The sequence below is a fragment of the Laedolimicola intestinihominis genome (assembly GCF_040096155.1).
GTDB classification, from domain to species: Bacteria; Bacillota; Clostridia; order Lachnospirales; family Lachnospiraceae; genus Laedolimicola; species Laedolimicola intestinihominis.
In genome coordinates, this window is record NZ_JBBMFE010000003.1 from 149,187 (window position 1) to 162,930 (window position 13,744).

The 13,744-nt window shown below is 50.8% G+C and carries 13 protein-coding genes and 1 riboswitch; of the genes, 2 read left to right on the forward strand and 11 right to left on the reverse strand.

All coding sequences use genetic code 11. From position 1 onward, the window contains the following. Window positions 1-108: 108 nt before the first annotated feature. Both WMO29_RS04935 and WMO29_RS04940 read right to left on the reverse strand, forming a co-directional pair. Complete coding sequence (locus WMO29_RS04935; RefSeq protein WP_349164011.1) at window positions 109-930, reverse strand: CPBP family intramembrane glutamic endopeptidase; 822 nt, start codon at window positions 928-930, stop codon at window positions 109-111. Window positions 931-1,061: 131 nt separating this feature from the next. Then, window positions 1,062-1,898 (reverse strand): putative manganese transporter, encoded by an 837-nt coding sequence (locus tag WMO29_RS04940; protein WP_349164012.1) that lies wholly within the window; start codon window positions 1,896-1,898, stop codon window positions 1,062-1,064. Between the two features lie 245 nt (window positions 1,899-2,143). Continuing rightward, a riboswitch (THF riboswitch) is annotated at window positions 2,144-2,251 on the forward strand. Between the two features lie 107 nt (window positions 2,252-2,358). On the opposite strand from WMO29_RS04940, the gene WMO29_RS04945 reads away from it, so the two are divergent. Then, the gene (locus WMO29_RS04945) at window positions 2,359-2,934 is read left to right on the forward strand and encodes a folate family ECF transporter S component (RefSeq protein ID WP_349164013.1); all 576 of its coding nucleotides are present in this window, start codon (window positions 2,359-2,361) and stop codon (window positions 2,932-2,934) included. A gap of 83 nt (window positions 2,935-3,017) precedes the next feature. Here WMO29_RS04945 and WMO29_RS04950 read toward each other — a convergent pair whose 3' ends face one another. The 9 genes from WMO29_RS04950 to WMO29_RS04990 all read right to left on the reverse strand — a co-directional run bounded on the left by WMO29_RS04950 (window position 3,018) and on the right by WMO29_RS04990 (window position 12,980). Beyond that, window positions 3,018-3,692 carry a Spy0128 family protein gene (locus WMO29_RS04950; protein ID WP_178039494.1) on the reverse strand — a complete coding sequence of 225 codons (675 nt, stop codon included), beginning with the start codon at window positions 3,690-3,692 and terminating at the stop codon, window positions 3,018-3,020. A gap of 6 nt (window positions 3,693-3,698) precedes the next feature. After that, window positions 3,699-4,448, reverse strand: coding sequence for a class B sortase (srtB, locus tag WMO29_RS04955; protein WP_349164014.1), 750 nt, complete (start codon window positions 4,446-4,448; stop codon window positions 3,699-3,701). A gap of 3 nt (window positions 4,449-4,451) precedes the next feature. Continuing rightward, window positions 4,452-5,537 (reverse strand): DUF7601 domain-containing protein, encoded by a 1,086-nt coding sequence (locus tag WMO29_RS04960; protein WP_349164015.1) that lies wholly within the window; start codon window positions 5,535-5,537, stop codon window positions 4,452-4,454. A gap of 38 nt (window positions 5,538-5,575) precedes the next feature. Next, entirely contained in the window at window positions 5,576-6,073 is a 498-nt protein-coding gene (gene lepB, locus WMO29_RS04965) for a signal peptidase I (protein ID WP_349164016.1), read from the reverse strand. Continuing rightward, window positions 6,060-8,027 (reverse strand): DUF7604 domain-containing protein, encoded by a 1,968-nt coding sequence (locus tag WMO29_RS04970; RefSeq protein WP_349164017.1) that lies wholly within the window; start codon window positions 8,025-8,027, stop codon window positions 6,060-6,062. Before WMO29_RS04970 ends, lepB begins: the two co-directional genes overlap by 14 nt. Before the next feature lie 296 nt (window positions 8,028-8,323). Next, complete coding sequence (locus tag WMO29_RS04975) at window positions 8,324-9,127, reverse strand: sirohydrochlorin cobaltochelatase (RefSeq protein WP_349164018.1); 804 nt, start codon at window positions 9,125-9,127, stop codon at window positions 8,324-8,326. Between the two features lie 33 nt (window positions 9,128-9,160). Continuing rightward, window positions 9,161-9,808: a DUF3786 domain-containing protein gene (locus WMO29_RS04980; protein ID WP_349164019.1), complete on the reverse strand. Its 648-nt coding sequence runs from the start codon at window positions 9,806-9,808 to the stop codon at window positions 9,161-9,163. 37 nt (window positions 9,809-9,845) lie between these two features. After that, on the reverse strand, window positions 9,846-11,777 hold the full coding sequence (gene acsV, locus WMO29_RS04985; protein WP_349164020.1) for a corrinoid activation/regeneration protein AcsV: 1,932 nt from the start codon (window positions 11,775-11,777) through the stop codon (window positions 9,846-9,848). A gap of 144 nt (window positions 11,778-11,921) precedes the next feature. After that, window positions 11,922-12,980, reverse strand: a complete 1,059-nt coding sequence (locus WMO29_RS04990) for a PTS sugar transporter subunit IIC (protein ID WP_349164021.1) — start codon at window positions 12,978-12,980, stop codon at window positions 11,922-11,924. A gap of 282 nt (window positions 12,981-13,262) precedes the next feature. On the opposite strand from WMO29_RS04990, the gene WMO29_RS04995 reads away from it, so the two are divergent. Further along, window positions 13,263-13,706 carry a hypothetical protein gene (locus tag WMO29_RS04995; RefSeq protein ID WP_349164022.1) on the forward strand — a complete coding sequence of 148 codons (444 nt, stop codon included), beginning with the start codon at window positions 13,263-13,265 and terminating at the stop codon, window positions 13,704-13,706. Window positions 13,707-13,744: the final 38 nt, after the last annotated feature.

Sequence of the window (13,744 nt, forward strand, 5' to 3'; positions counted from 1 at the left end):
AGTTTCCATCATTGTATCATAGCCCAGGCTACCGGTCAATCCGGAAACATAGACAAAAAAATGAGAGATGCTTGGTGAAAAAGTCATCTCTCAAATCCCATTTCGGTTTTATTCCATGCCCTGTTCTTCTGTTTTCCGTATCAGTCTCCGCAGGGGCAGCGCCACCAGAAGCAGGCCGAATACCACGAAGCAGATCGCCTGCAGCACCTCAGGCAAAAAGCCCAGGGCTCCGGCTACCAGAGGTTCCAAAAGATAATACCCGTTAAACAGCATATGGAAGGCAATCCCAGCCCAGATGGAACGATAGCGCAGCACCAGATATCCGGCCAGAAGGCCTATCAGAAAGGCATAGCTTCCCTGTACCAGGTTGAGATGGGCAATGCCAAAAAACAGAGCCTGCAGGATATTGATCACCCAGAAGGAGGCTCCCGCCCGCTTCAGATATTCGACCGTCAGGCCGCGGAAGATCAACTCCTCCGCAATCGGGCCAATGATGACCGTCGCCAGGATCGCGGAAATTCCACTTTCTCCAAGACCCGCGTCTTCTATCAGCTCCGTGTACTCCTGCATGGATTTCGGATCCAGCACCTCCCAGCCGCTCATCAGAATCCCTATCAGAAACTGCGCGCCCACCGCCATCAGAAGCAGGCTTACCAGATCTTTTTTTTGAAACAGTGACATTTCCCGGATCCCGTATTTCTCCCGCCACCGTACCACACTGATATAATACCAGAGGCCTGCTACACCAAGCAGCAGTACGTCAGAGATCAGCAATACCGTCATGGTATCGTTCATGTATATCTGTGTTCCCTCTTCCACGCCATATTGCACCATGAACCTTATCATCTGAACCGTAGAAGCCGCAAATTGTATTCCCAGCATAGCCACCAGCGGCAATATGCTTTTTAAATATCCTCCTGCTTTTTTCATAGGCACCTCCGTTTATCTTTTCTTTTGTCCCTTTTTTCTATCTTATCATATCTGTTCCGGTCTGGCTACCTTCAGAAGCTTTATATAAAAAGGATCCTGCTTTTTACAGAATCCCTTTGTCTTGATTTCTACTATAAAATAAATTCCAGCAACAGGCCCGCTCCGGCGGACAGCAGGTACAGGAGACCTACGATGGCTGCATTTTCCTTCGCCGGATGATTTTCCCGGAATAAGACTGCCAGGCCGACGCCTGCTCCGGCGCATAAACCGCCCATGGCGGACGCAAGGCTCAGGCCCCCGGCCAGGTAGAGCTCGGTGATGAGAATTGAGGAAGCGCAGTTGGGGATGAGTCCCAGAAGCGCGGTCAGGAAGGGCTGGAACCAGGTGTCTTTGCCCAGGAAGGTGGTCAGGGCGTCCATACCCACCCATCCCAGTACGATGTTCAGGATGGCGGTGAAAACGAAGACATAGATGGTCAGCTGAATGGTATGACGCACAGCCGGTTTTACGATGCCGCTGTCGTCGCTGCAGCCACAGCCGCGGCACATATCTTCGATGTGCTTGTGCTCCTTTTTCTTACGAAGCAAAAAGTCCAACAGGTATCCGGCCACAATGCCGATCAGCATTTTGCCCAGAAGAAGCCGTCCGATGACCCGGCCGCTGCCCGGATGGCTGAACAGTATCAGGATGGCCTCGTCGGAGGTGGACAGGAATACGGCCATCAGGGTTCCCAGAGTGATAACGCCGCCGGAATACAGGTTCGCCGCTGCTACGGAGAAACCGCACTGGGGAACGCAGCCAAAGATGGCTCCCACCAGAGGGCCTGCCTTGCCCATTTTTCCCAGGGCACGATTCATAAAGTTATTGGAATAATGCTCCAGCGTCTCCAGAAGCAGAAAGGCGGTCAGCAGAAACGGCACGGTCTTCGCGGTATCCAGAAGCGCGTCCAGGATTGCATCCAGTATCATTTTTACACCTCTTTCTATCGAAACGTCTTATCTAAGCCCTCGCTTTACGATAAGAAATTTTTGTCACAGGAATGATTTGCGATATGCCAAAATCGACATTGGTTTTTAGGATACCATGTTCTGAAGGATTATGCAAGGAGGCTTTTTCAAAGTTTCGTTAAATTTTTGATAATCTTTCTTGCTTTTTGGAAAATCTATGTTATAATGTACCTGTTCGGATACAATCTGAACGAAAAATAAATAATAGCGAAGTAGGATTTTATGCGTCAAGTGTTCGCAGGCTGGGGAGTCGCCGCGAAACGAAAAGGAGAGCTTTGACTCGGTCTTACGATATATTATCCGCACCCGTTGCTACAGATGAGTACATCTCATGTGTGGAGGAATCGGGCTTCATAAGCAGTCTCGATATTATTTATTTTGTAACCTGTTTCTCACACACAAGTATGGAGGTGTATTTTTTATGCAGTTTTTTTCCAAGGATGCCCTTTCCTTTCGTGAACAGTTTAACAATCTCCGGAAGGTACAGAGTATCTGTCTGTGCGGTCTTTTCGTGGCCGCGTACGTAGCTCTTTCCTTTTTTAATCTGAAGCTTACCCCGTATCTGGAATTCCGCTTTGCTTTCCTGGCGCTGGCTGCGGCAGCTGCCTACGGCGGTCCGGTGATGGGTATGACAGCAGGTATCGCAGGCGATGTGGTCAGCTTTTTCGCTGCTCCGCAGACCGGTCCCTTTTTCCCGGGCTTTACCATAAGCTACGCGATTCTCGGTTTTGCGTTCGGCCTGATTCTGTATCGCTCCAGGGTAACCCCGGTTCGTGTTTTCGCGGCTGCCCTCTTTGAATTTGTGGAGGCCTGCACGCTGAATACCCTATGGCTGCATTTTATGTACGGCATGGAATGGAAGTATCTCTTCACCATCCGTCTTGTAAAATGTATCGTTTCCCTGGGGATCAATACGGTACTGCTCTTCATTTTCATGAAGGCCTTCAGCAAGATTATTTCCAGTGTTCTGACTCCCGCAAGCGTGTCCAGATCTTAAATGGAGCGCTGATTTTATAACCAAAAGAACCGCAGCCGGAAAATCGGGTTCCGGCTGCGGTTCTTTTTTTGCTTTCCTTTCGCCTATCGGTAAACCGACATGCGCTGTCTGTAAATGCGTTCCTTCTTTTCCCGTTTCTTCGCGATACTTTTTCTGATAATCAGTGCTATCGCCATTGCCGCAGCCCCGGCTGTCAACAGCCACATCAGCGGATGCTGTGTGTCGCCGGTCCGGACGGCTCTGACAGCACTCCGGTGTCCGCCGGAGCCTCCGGAGCTTTGATTTTTCGGCGCATCATACCGGTTATCAAAGCGAATCGCGTCGGATTTTTCCTGCTTTCCTTCCCGCTTTGCCACCACTTCTGCCGTCAGGGTTCCATCGCCCCGGCGGATCACCTGTACGTCCACCAGATAAGCCGTCCGGTCATAGTTGAAGCGTTCGGCGCTGTCCGTATCCTGGGAAATGCGGTACTGATACGTTCCGACCTCTCCATAGGTGACAGGGCCGAAGGTAATCGTGCCCGCGCCGGTGCGGGTCTTCACGGTCTCTATGGGCAGCGGCGCGTTCTTTGTCACCGCTTCCAGGGTTACTTTATAATCTTTACCGCCCGGGATATTTTCACCACTCACTTCGACCTGCACCGGTATGGTGAGCGTACAGCTTTTTTCTGCCGCCTCTGTCTTCACCGGCAGCCACAGGCTAAGAATAAAAACGAAAAGCGGCGCCCATTTCCAGACCTTTTTTTTCTTATTTTTCACAGGTGTTTACACCTCCCTTCCGGCTGACGTTTCTTCCAGCCAGCCGAATACTACCACGCGTCCATTGGTTCCCACATCATCTGCGCAGGTGGAAAGCCCGATAAGCTTCTCACCCCGAACTGCTTCCCGATACTGTACCGCCTTTTTTCTGATATGAGACAGAAGCCCTGAAACATCCACGTCTTTTCCGCTGTGATAGATTTGTTCATCATAGGCGTCCGTCTCCACACACGCAAAAATATGGATAGTCAATTCCTTATCCGGCAGATACAGGACGCCGTCCGGATGCTCTGTAAAATACGCTGTTTCTGTAAATTTCGCCACATCGCCGAACATGGCGCCATTTTCCATATGGTGACCATAGAGCAGGCTGTAGCTGTCGGAGAAATCGGGACTGTCCGCGCTGGCCAGGAATATTGCGCCAGACAGAGAAAATTCGCCGTAGACGTCCTGATTGACATAGATCATATCGTTTTCTCCCTGCAGCACCGGATAGTCGATATGCGTATCCGGTATGGTGATCCAGGCGCGCACGTCGGGATTCAGTTCCTGAAGCTCCGCAAAGCCTGCGCTTTCTCCATCTCCTACCGGCTTATAATCCAGAAGTTCGGCGGATACAAAAGCATTTTGGCTTACCCGGTACGTATCCCAGAGGGAATACGTACCGTAGGCCAGCATTACAAAGACCAGCAGGCCTGCAATTATGGTGAGTAACCGGTTCCCAATCCCGGCCATTCTCGCTGCTGCCCGCCACATTTCTTATTCCCCGAACAGCTTTTTCTTACGTCCAAAGAAGAAGATCATCGCTGCCGCGAAGGCCAGCATCAGAGCATAGGGAGCTACGGTGCTGACTACGCCGCCGGGAATTTTGGCGTCGCGGTGGTTCTCCACGTAGAGCAGCTTCCCGTCTTCCGTTACCTGATTCTCCTTCGATACCTCTTTTCCGTCCGCATCCACATATTTCGTGGTGTAACCGTCTGCGGTATAATCCTGTTCATTTACCGTATAGGTATCACCGGCAGTCAGGCCATAGATATGGATGGAACCGGTATCCTTGATGGTATACTCCGCTTCCACGTTGTTCTCCAGATGTGTCTCCGTTACCCTTCCGCCCTCTTTATCTGTGATGACAACCTTATACCATTCACCGTCTGCGCCTTTCACTTTTACATGGAACCTGAAGTCTTTATTTGTCTCGCCCATATTTCCGGTAACTTTTTTGACAATGGTGATATCGTGCGTTGTGTCATGCTCCTTGCCGTAATCATTGGTGAAAATCAGGTCAGATTTCGTGTCCTTGGTATTCCCCTCTTTATCCGTCACCGGCTTTGTGCAGAGGATATTTTTTACATACAGGCTGCCGGTATCATCCTTTAAGACAAATACATAGACATCATAAACCGTTCCGTCATAAACGATACCCTCGTAATTACCGGCTGTTTCCCTCGCCTGATAATGATAGACGCCCGGTCTCGTAAATTTTGTAATATCCCATTTGATATTATCGCTGCCTTCATAGGATGCTGCAGGCGCTGTCCCGGACGGCGCAAATGTAATGGTTCCCTTTTCCATAGTCAGACCACCCTCTACGCCGGATAAAACCACATTATCCGCAAAGGTTGCCTGCGTCGTATCTTTGCTGTGATCCACCGGCGTCAGCGTAAAGGAAAAGCTCGTATCCGGAGCGTACGTATGCCCATCTGTGGTCACAATCTTTTTATATTTCATCTCTTGCAAAGGCGTTACCTCCGTCGCTGCCAGCGCATTTCCGCCAAATGTAGTCAGAAGCACTGCTCCTGTCATCATTCCTGCTGCCAGTCTGCCTGCGATTCTCTGAAATTTCATCTCGTTCCCTCTCTCTTTCCTGCCTCGTTTTATAGTTCTCATAGTTCCGATCTGCGGACTGCTGTAATAACAGTCCCCTTTATCTCAGAGTGTTTCACCGGCCCGAAATACCGGCTGTCTAAAGCCCCCTCCCGGTAATCGCAGAGCACAAAGACCTCGTCCTCTTTCAGTGTCACCGGATAGTCCACCTTTCCATCATATACCGGCGTCCGGTAATAAATGTCAGTTTCCAGAACCTGATAGCCATTGATGTAAAGTCCATCCTCTCCGGCCACCTCCACGGTGTCCCCGCCACGGGCCACAATACGGCCCACATACTGCCTGTCCTCCTTGCAAAATACAATCACTGAGCGATCGTTCAGCTTTTTTCCCAGCCGATAGTACAGCACCAGATCGCCTGCCTCCAGCTTCGGGCTCATGGAATTGTCTTTCATGGCCGTCACGCCGAAAACCACTCCGAACAGCAGCCAGAAGACTACCATCATCACACCCAGCCGGACCAGGAAATATTTCACTTCAGCCTTATCGCGTTCCATCGTATCGTCGTCTCCTGTATGCCAGATATGCCAGAGCCGCCATAGTCGCCGTGCCAAGCAGCGCTGCCCATACGCCGCTTCCCAACTGTCCGCTGAAGCCGAGGCCTGTGGGTACCGGGATATCCACGCCGTCCAGCTTCACTACGGGCATCGGGAACTCCTCTTCCCTCGGAACCGTATCATTCCAGGTGTAAATCAATTTTGCGCTGTCTTCCACATTGGAATAAAAGCCCCAGCCGTCCGCATGGGTTCCTGTATCGGGCTCCGCTCTATCCGGGTAAGTCTCGTCTGCCTCAAAATACTTCTTGTAGGCCAGCTCCGACGGCGCGATGTGAACCGTGATTTCATAGGTCCAGCCATCGCCCAGCTCGTATTCGTCCGGGAATTTCAGCTGAAGCTCACGGGTCGTCGGGTTATAAACGACTGTCGTTCCGTCCGGTATGCTCTCTTCGCCGCCTTCTGCATTCACCGCTGAGAGTGTGTATACAAGCTCTGACGCATTGGTCAGGGGCTTTCCGTCTTTATTCAGCAGATCTACATTTTCACTGAGGGTATCGGTAACAGTCACATTCTTACAGGAAAGCCTTGTAATCTCACCAGCCATTTCCGAAAATGCTTTTTTCAGTTCTTCCAGACTGCCGCAGAGGTATGGCGCGTTATTCTCTGTGACTTTACAACCGGAATTCTTTTTCTCGATCCGCACGCTCAATTCTTTTAGTGTAGCCGGATTGATTGCCTGCTTGTCTTTTCCGATACCAATGGCGTAGAAATAGTTGATGCCGGTCATTTTGTCTGCCTGGGTATAGGCGGCGCTGGAACAGCTGCCCCAGTTATACTTATTTCCCCACCAATCTTCATCTGCATCTTCATCTCCGGCTCCCACAGTATCTCCGTCACTATTATAATAAAACGTTGGTTTTCCATCCGACAGAAACAGTACTGCCTTTTCCGCGTCTGAACGGGCTTTTGCCAGTTGTTCCGCCCCCGTACGGAGTCCTGCCTGATAGTTCGTTCCACCGGAGGGTTTATAATCTAGCTTACCGCCTCCGATACTGTACTGATCCTGTGGATTTGTCAGATTCCCACTTATTTTAAAATTCTTCGCCTCGTTCCATTCTACAGCTATGCTTGCGTCATTCCAGGTTCCATCATCTTCACTTCCACTGTATGTCACAATACTGTAACGAACATCCAGTCCATCATTCTGTTCCAGTGTATCGATCAGCTGCTGAATGGCCAGCTTGGCATTGTACCAGCGGCTGTTCTTATAGTTTGTTTCCTTAGATCCTCCCATAGAGTAAGTCATTGACCCCGACCTGTCCACAATCAGAAGGACGTCCAGTTTCCGGGCATTACTGTCGGTATCCGCTTTTCCCGTAAATTCCAGCGTCAGAGCGTAAGTTCCATCCGGATTCCGCTCGGCATATTTCCGACGGGCCAGGGACGGAGCTTCCGGTTTCACCGTCGCCAGATCCAATACCACTGGCTCTGCCACCATAATCTCTCTCTGAAGCTCCTCGGGAACCAACTCCTCTTCCGGCAACACTGTTTCCATTACTTCCGCATCGTCTGCCTCAGAGCCTGCTTCCAGATTTCCCGCTTTCTGTCCTTTCTCTGTGGTTTCTGGATTTTCTGCCTCATTGTTCTCTCCGGGAGCCACAGTTTCCGTATTTTCATCCGGATCTTTTTCTCCGGTATCTTTCCCGGTGTTCTCATCCGAACCACTGTCTCCCTGTTGCTGTTCTTCCGCCTGCCCGTCCTGTTTTCCGGCTTTTTCCTCTGCTTCTGTCTCTCCGGCTTCCATTTCCGCGGTCTCCATATTCTCTGCCTCCGTCGAAACATCTTCTATGTGTTCCGTTTCAGCCAGCACCGGGAAGCCGCTGCCTCCGGCTACTGAAAAAAGCAGCAGAAGCACAAGCAGGTACGCCCACATTCTTTTTGCTTTTCTCCTCAACTTTTTCATTCTCCTTTTTTCACTGCAAACTGTCTGTTGTCCTCTCTCCCCCTTTCTGTTACTACTTTCCATTCTATGTGGTTTTTCCCAGATTATTACAAATCACTTTTAAAATCGTTCGTCAGCTTCTCCGATTTTGCGACAACGAGATAAAATACGCTTCGCGAATTTGACTCGTTGCTCGCGTAAAAAATACCGTATCAACAGAACTTGCTGTTGATACGGTATCTCCGTTTTACCCTATTTATTTTATATCGGGCGGTGTTGCTGCCCGTCTACCCGCGAAACGCAAATGATTACGCCTGCTCTTCCAGACTCTTTCTCGCCGCCTCTGTATGCGCCACATAGATCTTTCGCACACTGGGATACTCGCCAAGTCCCTTCAGCACGCAGGATACCTGATACCCTTCCGCCTCAAACTGACTCTTCCAGGAATCCTCGTCTTCGCCGGACATGTCGTTGTTTGCATGATCTCCGGCAACCACCATAAAAGGTGCCAGAATGACCTTTTTCAGCGCCAGCGCACGAAGCTGCTTTTTCAGGGATTCCATGGACGGATAAGCCTCCACAGTTCCGAGAAAGGTTCGGGTATATCCCAAATCCTTAAAGGTGTAATCCAAGGCCGCGTAAACGGTATTGGCGTAATGGGTAGTTCCATGTCCCATAAATACCAGCGCCTCGTCCTCTGCAAGCGCCGGAAATTCTGACATCACCGCCTGCAGTACCGCCACATTGTCTTCTGTAGTGGTCAGCAGCGGATCGCCGAACGCGATTTTTTCAAAGGCTTCCTTTCGTGCCAGCACATCCTCCTTCATCAGATCATTTTCAATGCCATTAATGATATGGGTGGGCTGCACAATCAGTTCCTGTACGCCGTCGGAAATCATCTGTTCCACAGCCTCCGCCACCGTAGGAATCACAATACCATCCCGCTTTTTCAGCTTCGTGATGATCATCTTGCTGGTCCATGCCCGATACAGGGTATACTCCGGGTAGGCTGCCGCCAGATCTGCCTCAATGCGATCGATGGTCTTTTCCCGGGTCTCATGAAAGCTGGTACCGAAGCTCACGGCCAGGATTGCTTTTTTCTTATTTTCCATTTATTTCCAATATCCTTTATTCCAGTTATCCGCCTATTTCCCGGCCAGAATCTTCAGCGTGTTGATGGAGATATCTCCCACCACCGCCAGATCCTCCGCCTGGTAAGCGTAGGGGAAATTATCCTCGAAAAGGATCTGGGACGCAGGTGGGAATTCGTCGTCGCCGGTCCAGAGAATAAAGCGCACATGCAGACCGTTGATATACTCGAACTCGTAAGAAGCGTCGCCCAGGGTCAGTCTCTTCGCACCAAGCTTCTCCATAGCTTCGCAAAACTTATCCAGCTTGAAGCCAAAGGCGAACTTAAGACGGGTCAGGCATCTTCCCTCGAACTGCCGGAAATACACTTCGCCCCAGGGCACTTCCCGGTAGGTCAAATATTTGCCGCTACTTTTGACCACCTGACCGGAAATCAGGAACCGGAGCACACTAATCTTCGCTGCCACAGTATCCAGCAAAAGGAACGCGCCTTCTTCCTCTTCGTTCTCTTTATGTACCGCAAACTCCGGATAATCCACCAGATAAGGATAGCCCATCAGGCGTACATGAAACTGCTGCTTCTCCTCGTCGTATTCGATGCCGCAGCGCTCGGCTGCCTCCTTTGGGTCGATTTTCTGATATTCGTTCAGATAATGCTCAAAGGGAATTCTCTCTTTATTGTCCTTTTCGTAAGGAAATTCCATGGTTTTTCAGTCTCTCTTTCTCGCAATATTTCCGTCTTTATACCTGACTCATCACCGTCGGGAACAGGCTGCTGTCCGTATGAGGCAGGAAACAGCAGGCCACGAATTCATCCATATAGCCCGGTTCTGTGGAAAGCTCCAGATAGGTCATATTCTGGGCCAGCTCATAGACCTTCTTCTCTGCCTTGGTGGAAAGCAGCATAGCGTACGCGCCGCACAGAGAAGAGTTGCCTATGTAGTGATAGTACTCAATCGGAATATCCGGGAACATACCGATATTCACTGCGTTCTGCATGTTGATACCGCTTCCGATGCCGCCTGCTACATAGACCTCCTCGATCATGCTGATGTCAAAGTCCAGACTCTTCAGCATGGTACGGATCGCTGAAAAAATCGCACCCTTGGCACGGATGAAGTTATCGATATCCACTTCCGTGATCTCCACGTCCTTGCTGCCCGCAGCCTCCTCCTCGAAGGCCAGGACATAGCTGCCCATGCCGTAATGATCATGCTTCACGCGCTTGCCTTCCCGGACAAATTTGCCCTTGGGGCTGATGATGCCGCAGCGGAACAGCTCCGCAATCACGTCGATGATACCGGAACCGCAGAGGCCGATGGGCTTCTGTCCCGGATCGCCGATAATATCAAAAGTAGGCTCCATGGTCTCCTTATCGATCTTACATGCCTCAATCGCGCCGTCCGTCGCACGCATACCACAGCTGATATCGCCGCCCTCGAAGGCCGGTCCTGCGGAACATGCACAGCTCATCATGAAGTCAGAGTTACCGAATACCAGCTCACCGTTGGTTCCCAGGTCGATGAACAGGGAGAAATGGGGCTGGTTCCAGAGCATGCTGACCAAAGCGCCGGCAGTAATATCGCCGCCCACATAGCTACCGATATTCGGCGCGATGATCACATGGGCGTCCGGATGCACGTTCAGGCGGATGTCCGACGCATAGATGGAATTGGTCTTATAAAAGGCCGGAATATAGGGCTCCATACGCAGCGGATCTGCGTTGATACCCACCAGCAGATGGTTCATGGTGGAGTTGCCGCCCACGGACAGCCGGTAAATCTGGCGGGAGCTTAAGCCTGCCGCCCGGCTCATCTGCTGAATCATCGGATTCAGGGTCTCGTCGATGATCGCGTCCTGCAGCTTCTTGTGTCCGCCCGGCTTCTGGGACTCGATGATACGGTTAATCACGTCTGCACCGTACCGGATCTGTCCGTTACCGGAGGACGCCTTGGCCAGAATCCTACCGGTCAGCATATCAACCATAACTGCGGATACAGTAGTCGTACCGATATCGATAGCCAGTCCAGCCGCTACGACATTGGCCGATTTTTCGAACACATCATATACGAACACGTGCTCCTTATTCTGGGCAATGACACACTGCACCTCGAAATCACTGGCCCGCAGCACATCCGGAAGCTCCATCAAGGTCGAGAACGGAAGCTCAATTTTCTCGATGCCGGTCACTGCCTGCAGGGCTCTTGTGAGCCGCTCATTGTCAGGCATGGTATCATCCAGAGTCGGTACGTCCATCTTCAGATCAATGATACGAATGTTATTACCCAGAGTCAGATCGGCCTCTGCCAGATGCTCCATGCAGTCGTCAAAAATCTTGATCTCCTGGGGAGAGCTTAAGTCTGCCACCTTCATGCGGCTGCGATACGCAGACGCGATATCCGGCACCATGACCTGCACATCGCCGGCTACCGTACTGCAACAGGCCAGACGCCAACCCTCCGCCCACTCTTCCTCATTGATATGGCGGGTCTTCTTGGAATCCAGCTCGCCTCCCAGCAGCTTCACGCGACACTTTCCGCAGGAGCCATTGCCAGAGCAGGGCGCGTCGATGACCACGTTGGACTTCCGCGCCGTCTCCAGCAGATTCTCTCCTGCCATAGTTGAAACCGTCACTTTCTCGCCGTTTTCAAACTGGAATACTACATTTGCCATTTATATCTTCCTCCTGACTTCTTCCCTCTCTTGAACAAAAAAATCCCTTTGATAAGAGTATAACATACTCCTCCCGCTTAGTCCAATGTAACTTGACGGATTTTCCCGGGTTCTGTCAGAAGACTGATTTTTCCTATACGGCTCCTAGTTGAGTTTCAGATCGCCATCCTTGATCCAGCCCATCTTTCGCTCGATTTCACAGAAAATGGTACTTAAAACAGCCGGAAGCACGAAACAGATGAGAATCAGACCCACCCAGTCAAAGCCGGTGATAGCTGCCCGGGTACCTGCCTCAATCTCGCTCATCCAGCCGGTATACACGCCAATCTGACCTACCAGGCCGCAGGTTCCCATACCACTGGATACGGGTGTGCCGTTCATGGTCATATGGAAGACACAGGTGGCAATGGGGCCGGTGATGGCGCTGGCCAGGGTCGGCGCAACCCAGATGCGGGGATTCTTCACGATATTGCCCATCTGCAGCATGCTGGTGCCGATGCCCTGGCTCACCAGGCCGCCCACGCCATTTTCCTTATAGCTCATGACCGCGAAGCCCACCATCTGGGCGCAGCAGCCCGCTACCGCAGCGCCGCCTGCAAGTCCTGTAAGACCCAGAGCTGCGCAGATAGCCGCACTGGAAATCGGCAGGGTCAGAGCCATACCGACTAATACGGATACGATGATACCCATCAGCAGCGGCTGAAGCTCGGTCGCCCACATGATCAGCTGACCTACACTTGAAGCCGCCGCGCCGATGCCCGGCGCAATCAGCTCTGCCAGACCGACGCCCACGAAAATGGTGACGCCCGGCGTTACCAGAATATCGATTTTTGTTTCTTTGCTGACCAGCTTTCCGCATTCCGCCGCGATGACAGTGATGACAAGCACCGCCAGCGGGCCGCCCGCGCCGCCCAGTACATTCGCCGCGTTGCCGACTGCCACTAAACTAAAGAGCACCAGTGGCGGACACTGCAGTGCCCAGCCGATGCTGACCGCCATGGCGGGTCCGGCTACCGCGCTGGCGTAACCGCCCAGCTCAGTCAGATACTCGATCCCCAGCTGCTTGCCAAGAGTGCTTACGATAGTGCCGATCAGCAGGCTGGCGAACAATCCCTGCGCCATGGCTCCCAGTGCGTCTACCAGATAGCGTTTCACGCTGATTTCCACATTTTTCTTTTTCAGAAAAGCTTTTACATTTTCCATTTTCTTACTCCTCTTTTCCTGTTAGTAACCATTCTGCTTAATAAAGCCTTTACATCATACCATACAGGTGACAAGACAGCAAGTACCGACATCAAATTTGTTTATTTTTGTTTTCTGTCTGGTTTTCATGGATCCTGTGGAAATTCGATGATTTATCTGAAATCTTTAAAATTTCTTCAGAATTTATAACGTAATTCTAAATATTTCATCATAGTTTTGTAATATCTTTTTGTTAAAATACTATATATGAAAGAGAACACACATCGTAAATGAGGTGAGCCTATGAAAAAATTTTCCCTTTGTATTCTGGCCGGACTGCTGGCGCTGGTTCTTTATCTGGAACCCTTTTCTGTAAAAGCTGAGACCTTACCGGGAACTGACGCCCCGACTGTTTCTATGACTTCTATTTCTCTGGAGGAATCGGAAAAATGGATTCTCGATGAGGTTCTTTCAGATTATGTATCTGAGCATGTGGTAAATATGGAAGAAGCTTCCGTTCCCTGTACCATCGGCGAACTGATTGACCGGGGCACCTCCTCCTATCTCTTCTATCAGGATGAGCAGGCAGACGGAACCGTTTATACGGCAGCCGGTTATGCTCTGACCCAAGATGGAAGCTACGTATACTTTGAGCTTACTTCCGCTTCCCCATTGGATACCGCAACGGTTGATTTTGAGATTGCAAAAAATTTTGGAAGCAACGGCGATACGAATTCGCTCTCTTAAAAATGAATGTTCCATAAGTATCCTTCTTAGAGTTATAA

What these genes read in the sequence shown, in the direction of transcription:
- WMO29_RS04935 (WP_349164011.1), bottom strand. Translation starts at nt 930, where the DNA reads ATGAAAAAAGCAGGAGGATATTTAAAAAGCATATTGCCGCTGGTGGCT.
- WMO29_RS04940 (WP_349164012.1), bottom strand. Translation starts at nt 1,898, where the DNA reads ATGATACTGGATGCAATCCTGGACGCGCTTCTGGATACCGCGAAGACC.
- WMO29_RS04945 (WP_349164013.1), top strand. Translation starts at nt 2,359, where the DNA reads ATGCAGTTTTTTTCCAAGGATGCCCTTTCCTTTCGTGAACAGTTTAAC.
- srtB (WP_349164014.1), bottom strand. Translation starts at nt 4,448, where the DNA reads ATGTGGCGGGCAGCAGCGAGAATGGCCGGGATTGGGAACCGGTTACTC.
- WMO29_RS04960 (WP_349164015.1), bottom strand. Translation starts at nt 5,537, where the DNA reads ATGAAATTTCAGAGAATCGCAGGCAGACTGGCAGCAGGAATGATGACA.
- lepB (WP_349164016.1), bottom strand. Translation starts at nt 6,073, where the DNA reads ATGGAACGCGATAAGGCTGAAGTGAAATATTTCCTGGTCCGGCTGGGT.
- WMO29_RS04975 (WP_349164018.1), bottom strand. Translation starts at nt 9,127, where the DNA reads ATGGAAAATAAGAAAAAAGCAATCCTGGCCGTGAGCTTCGGTACCAGC.
- WMO29_RS04980 (WP_349164019.1), bottom strand. Translation starts at nt 9,808, where the DNA reads ATGGAATTTCCTTACGAAAAGGACAATAAAGAGAGAATTCCCTTTGAG.
- acsV (WP_349164020.1), bottom strand. Translation starts at nt 11,777, where the DNA reads ATGGCAAATGTAGTATTCCAGTTTGAAAACGGCGAGAAAGTGACGGTT.
- WMO29_RS04990 (WP_349164021.1), bottom strand. Translation starts at nt 12,980, where the DNA reads ATGGAAAATGTAAAAGCTTTTCTGAAAAAGAAAAATGTGGAAATCAGC.
- WMO29_RS04995 (WP_349164022.1), top strand. Translation starts at nt 13,263, where the DNA reads ATGAAAAAATTTTCCCTTTGTATTCTGGCCGGACTGCTGGCGCTGGTT.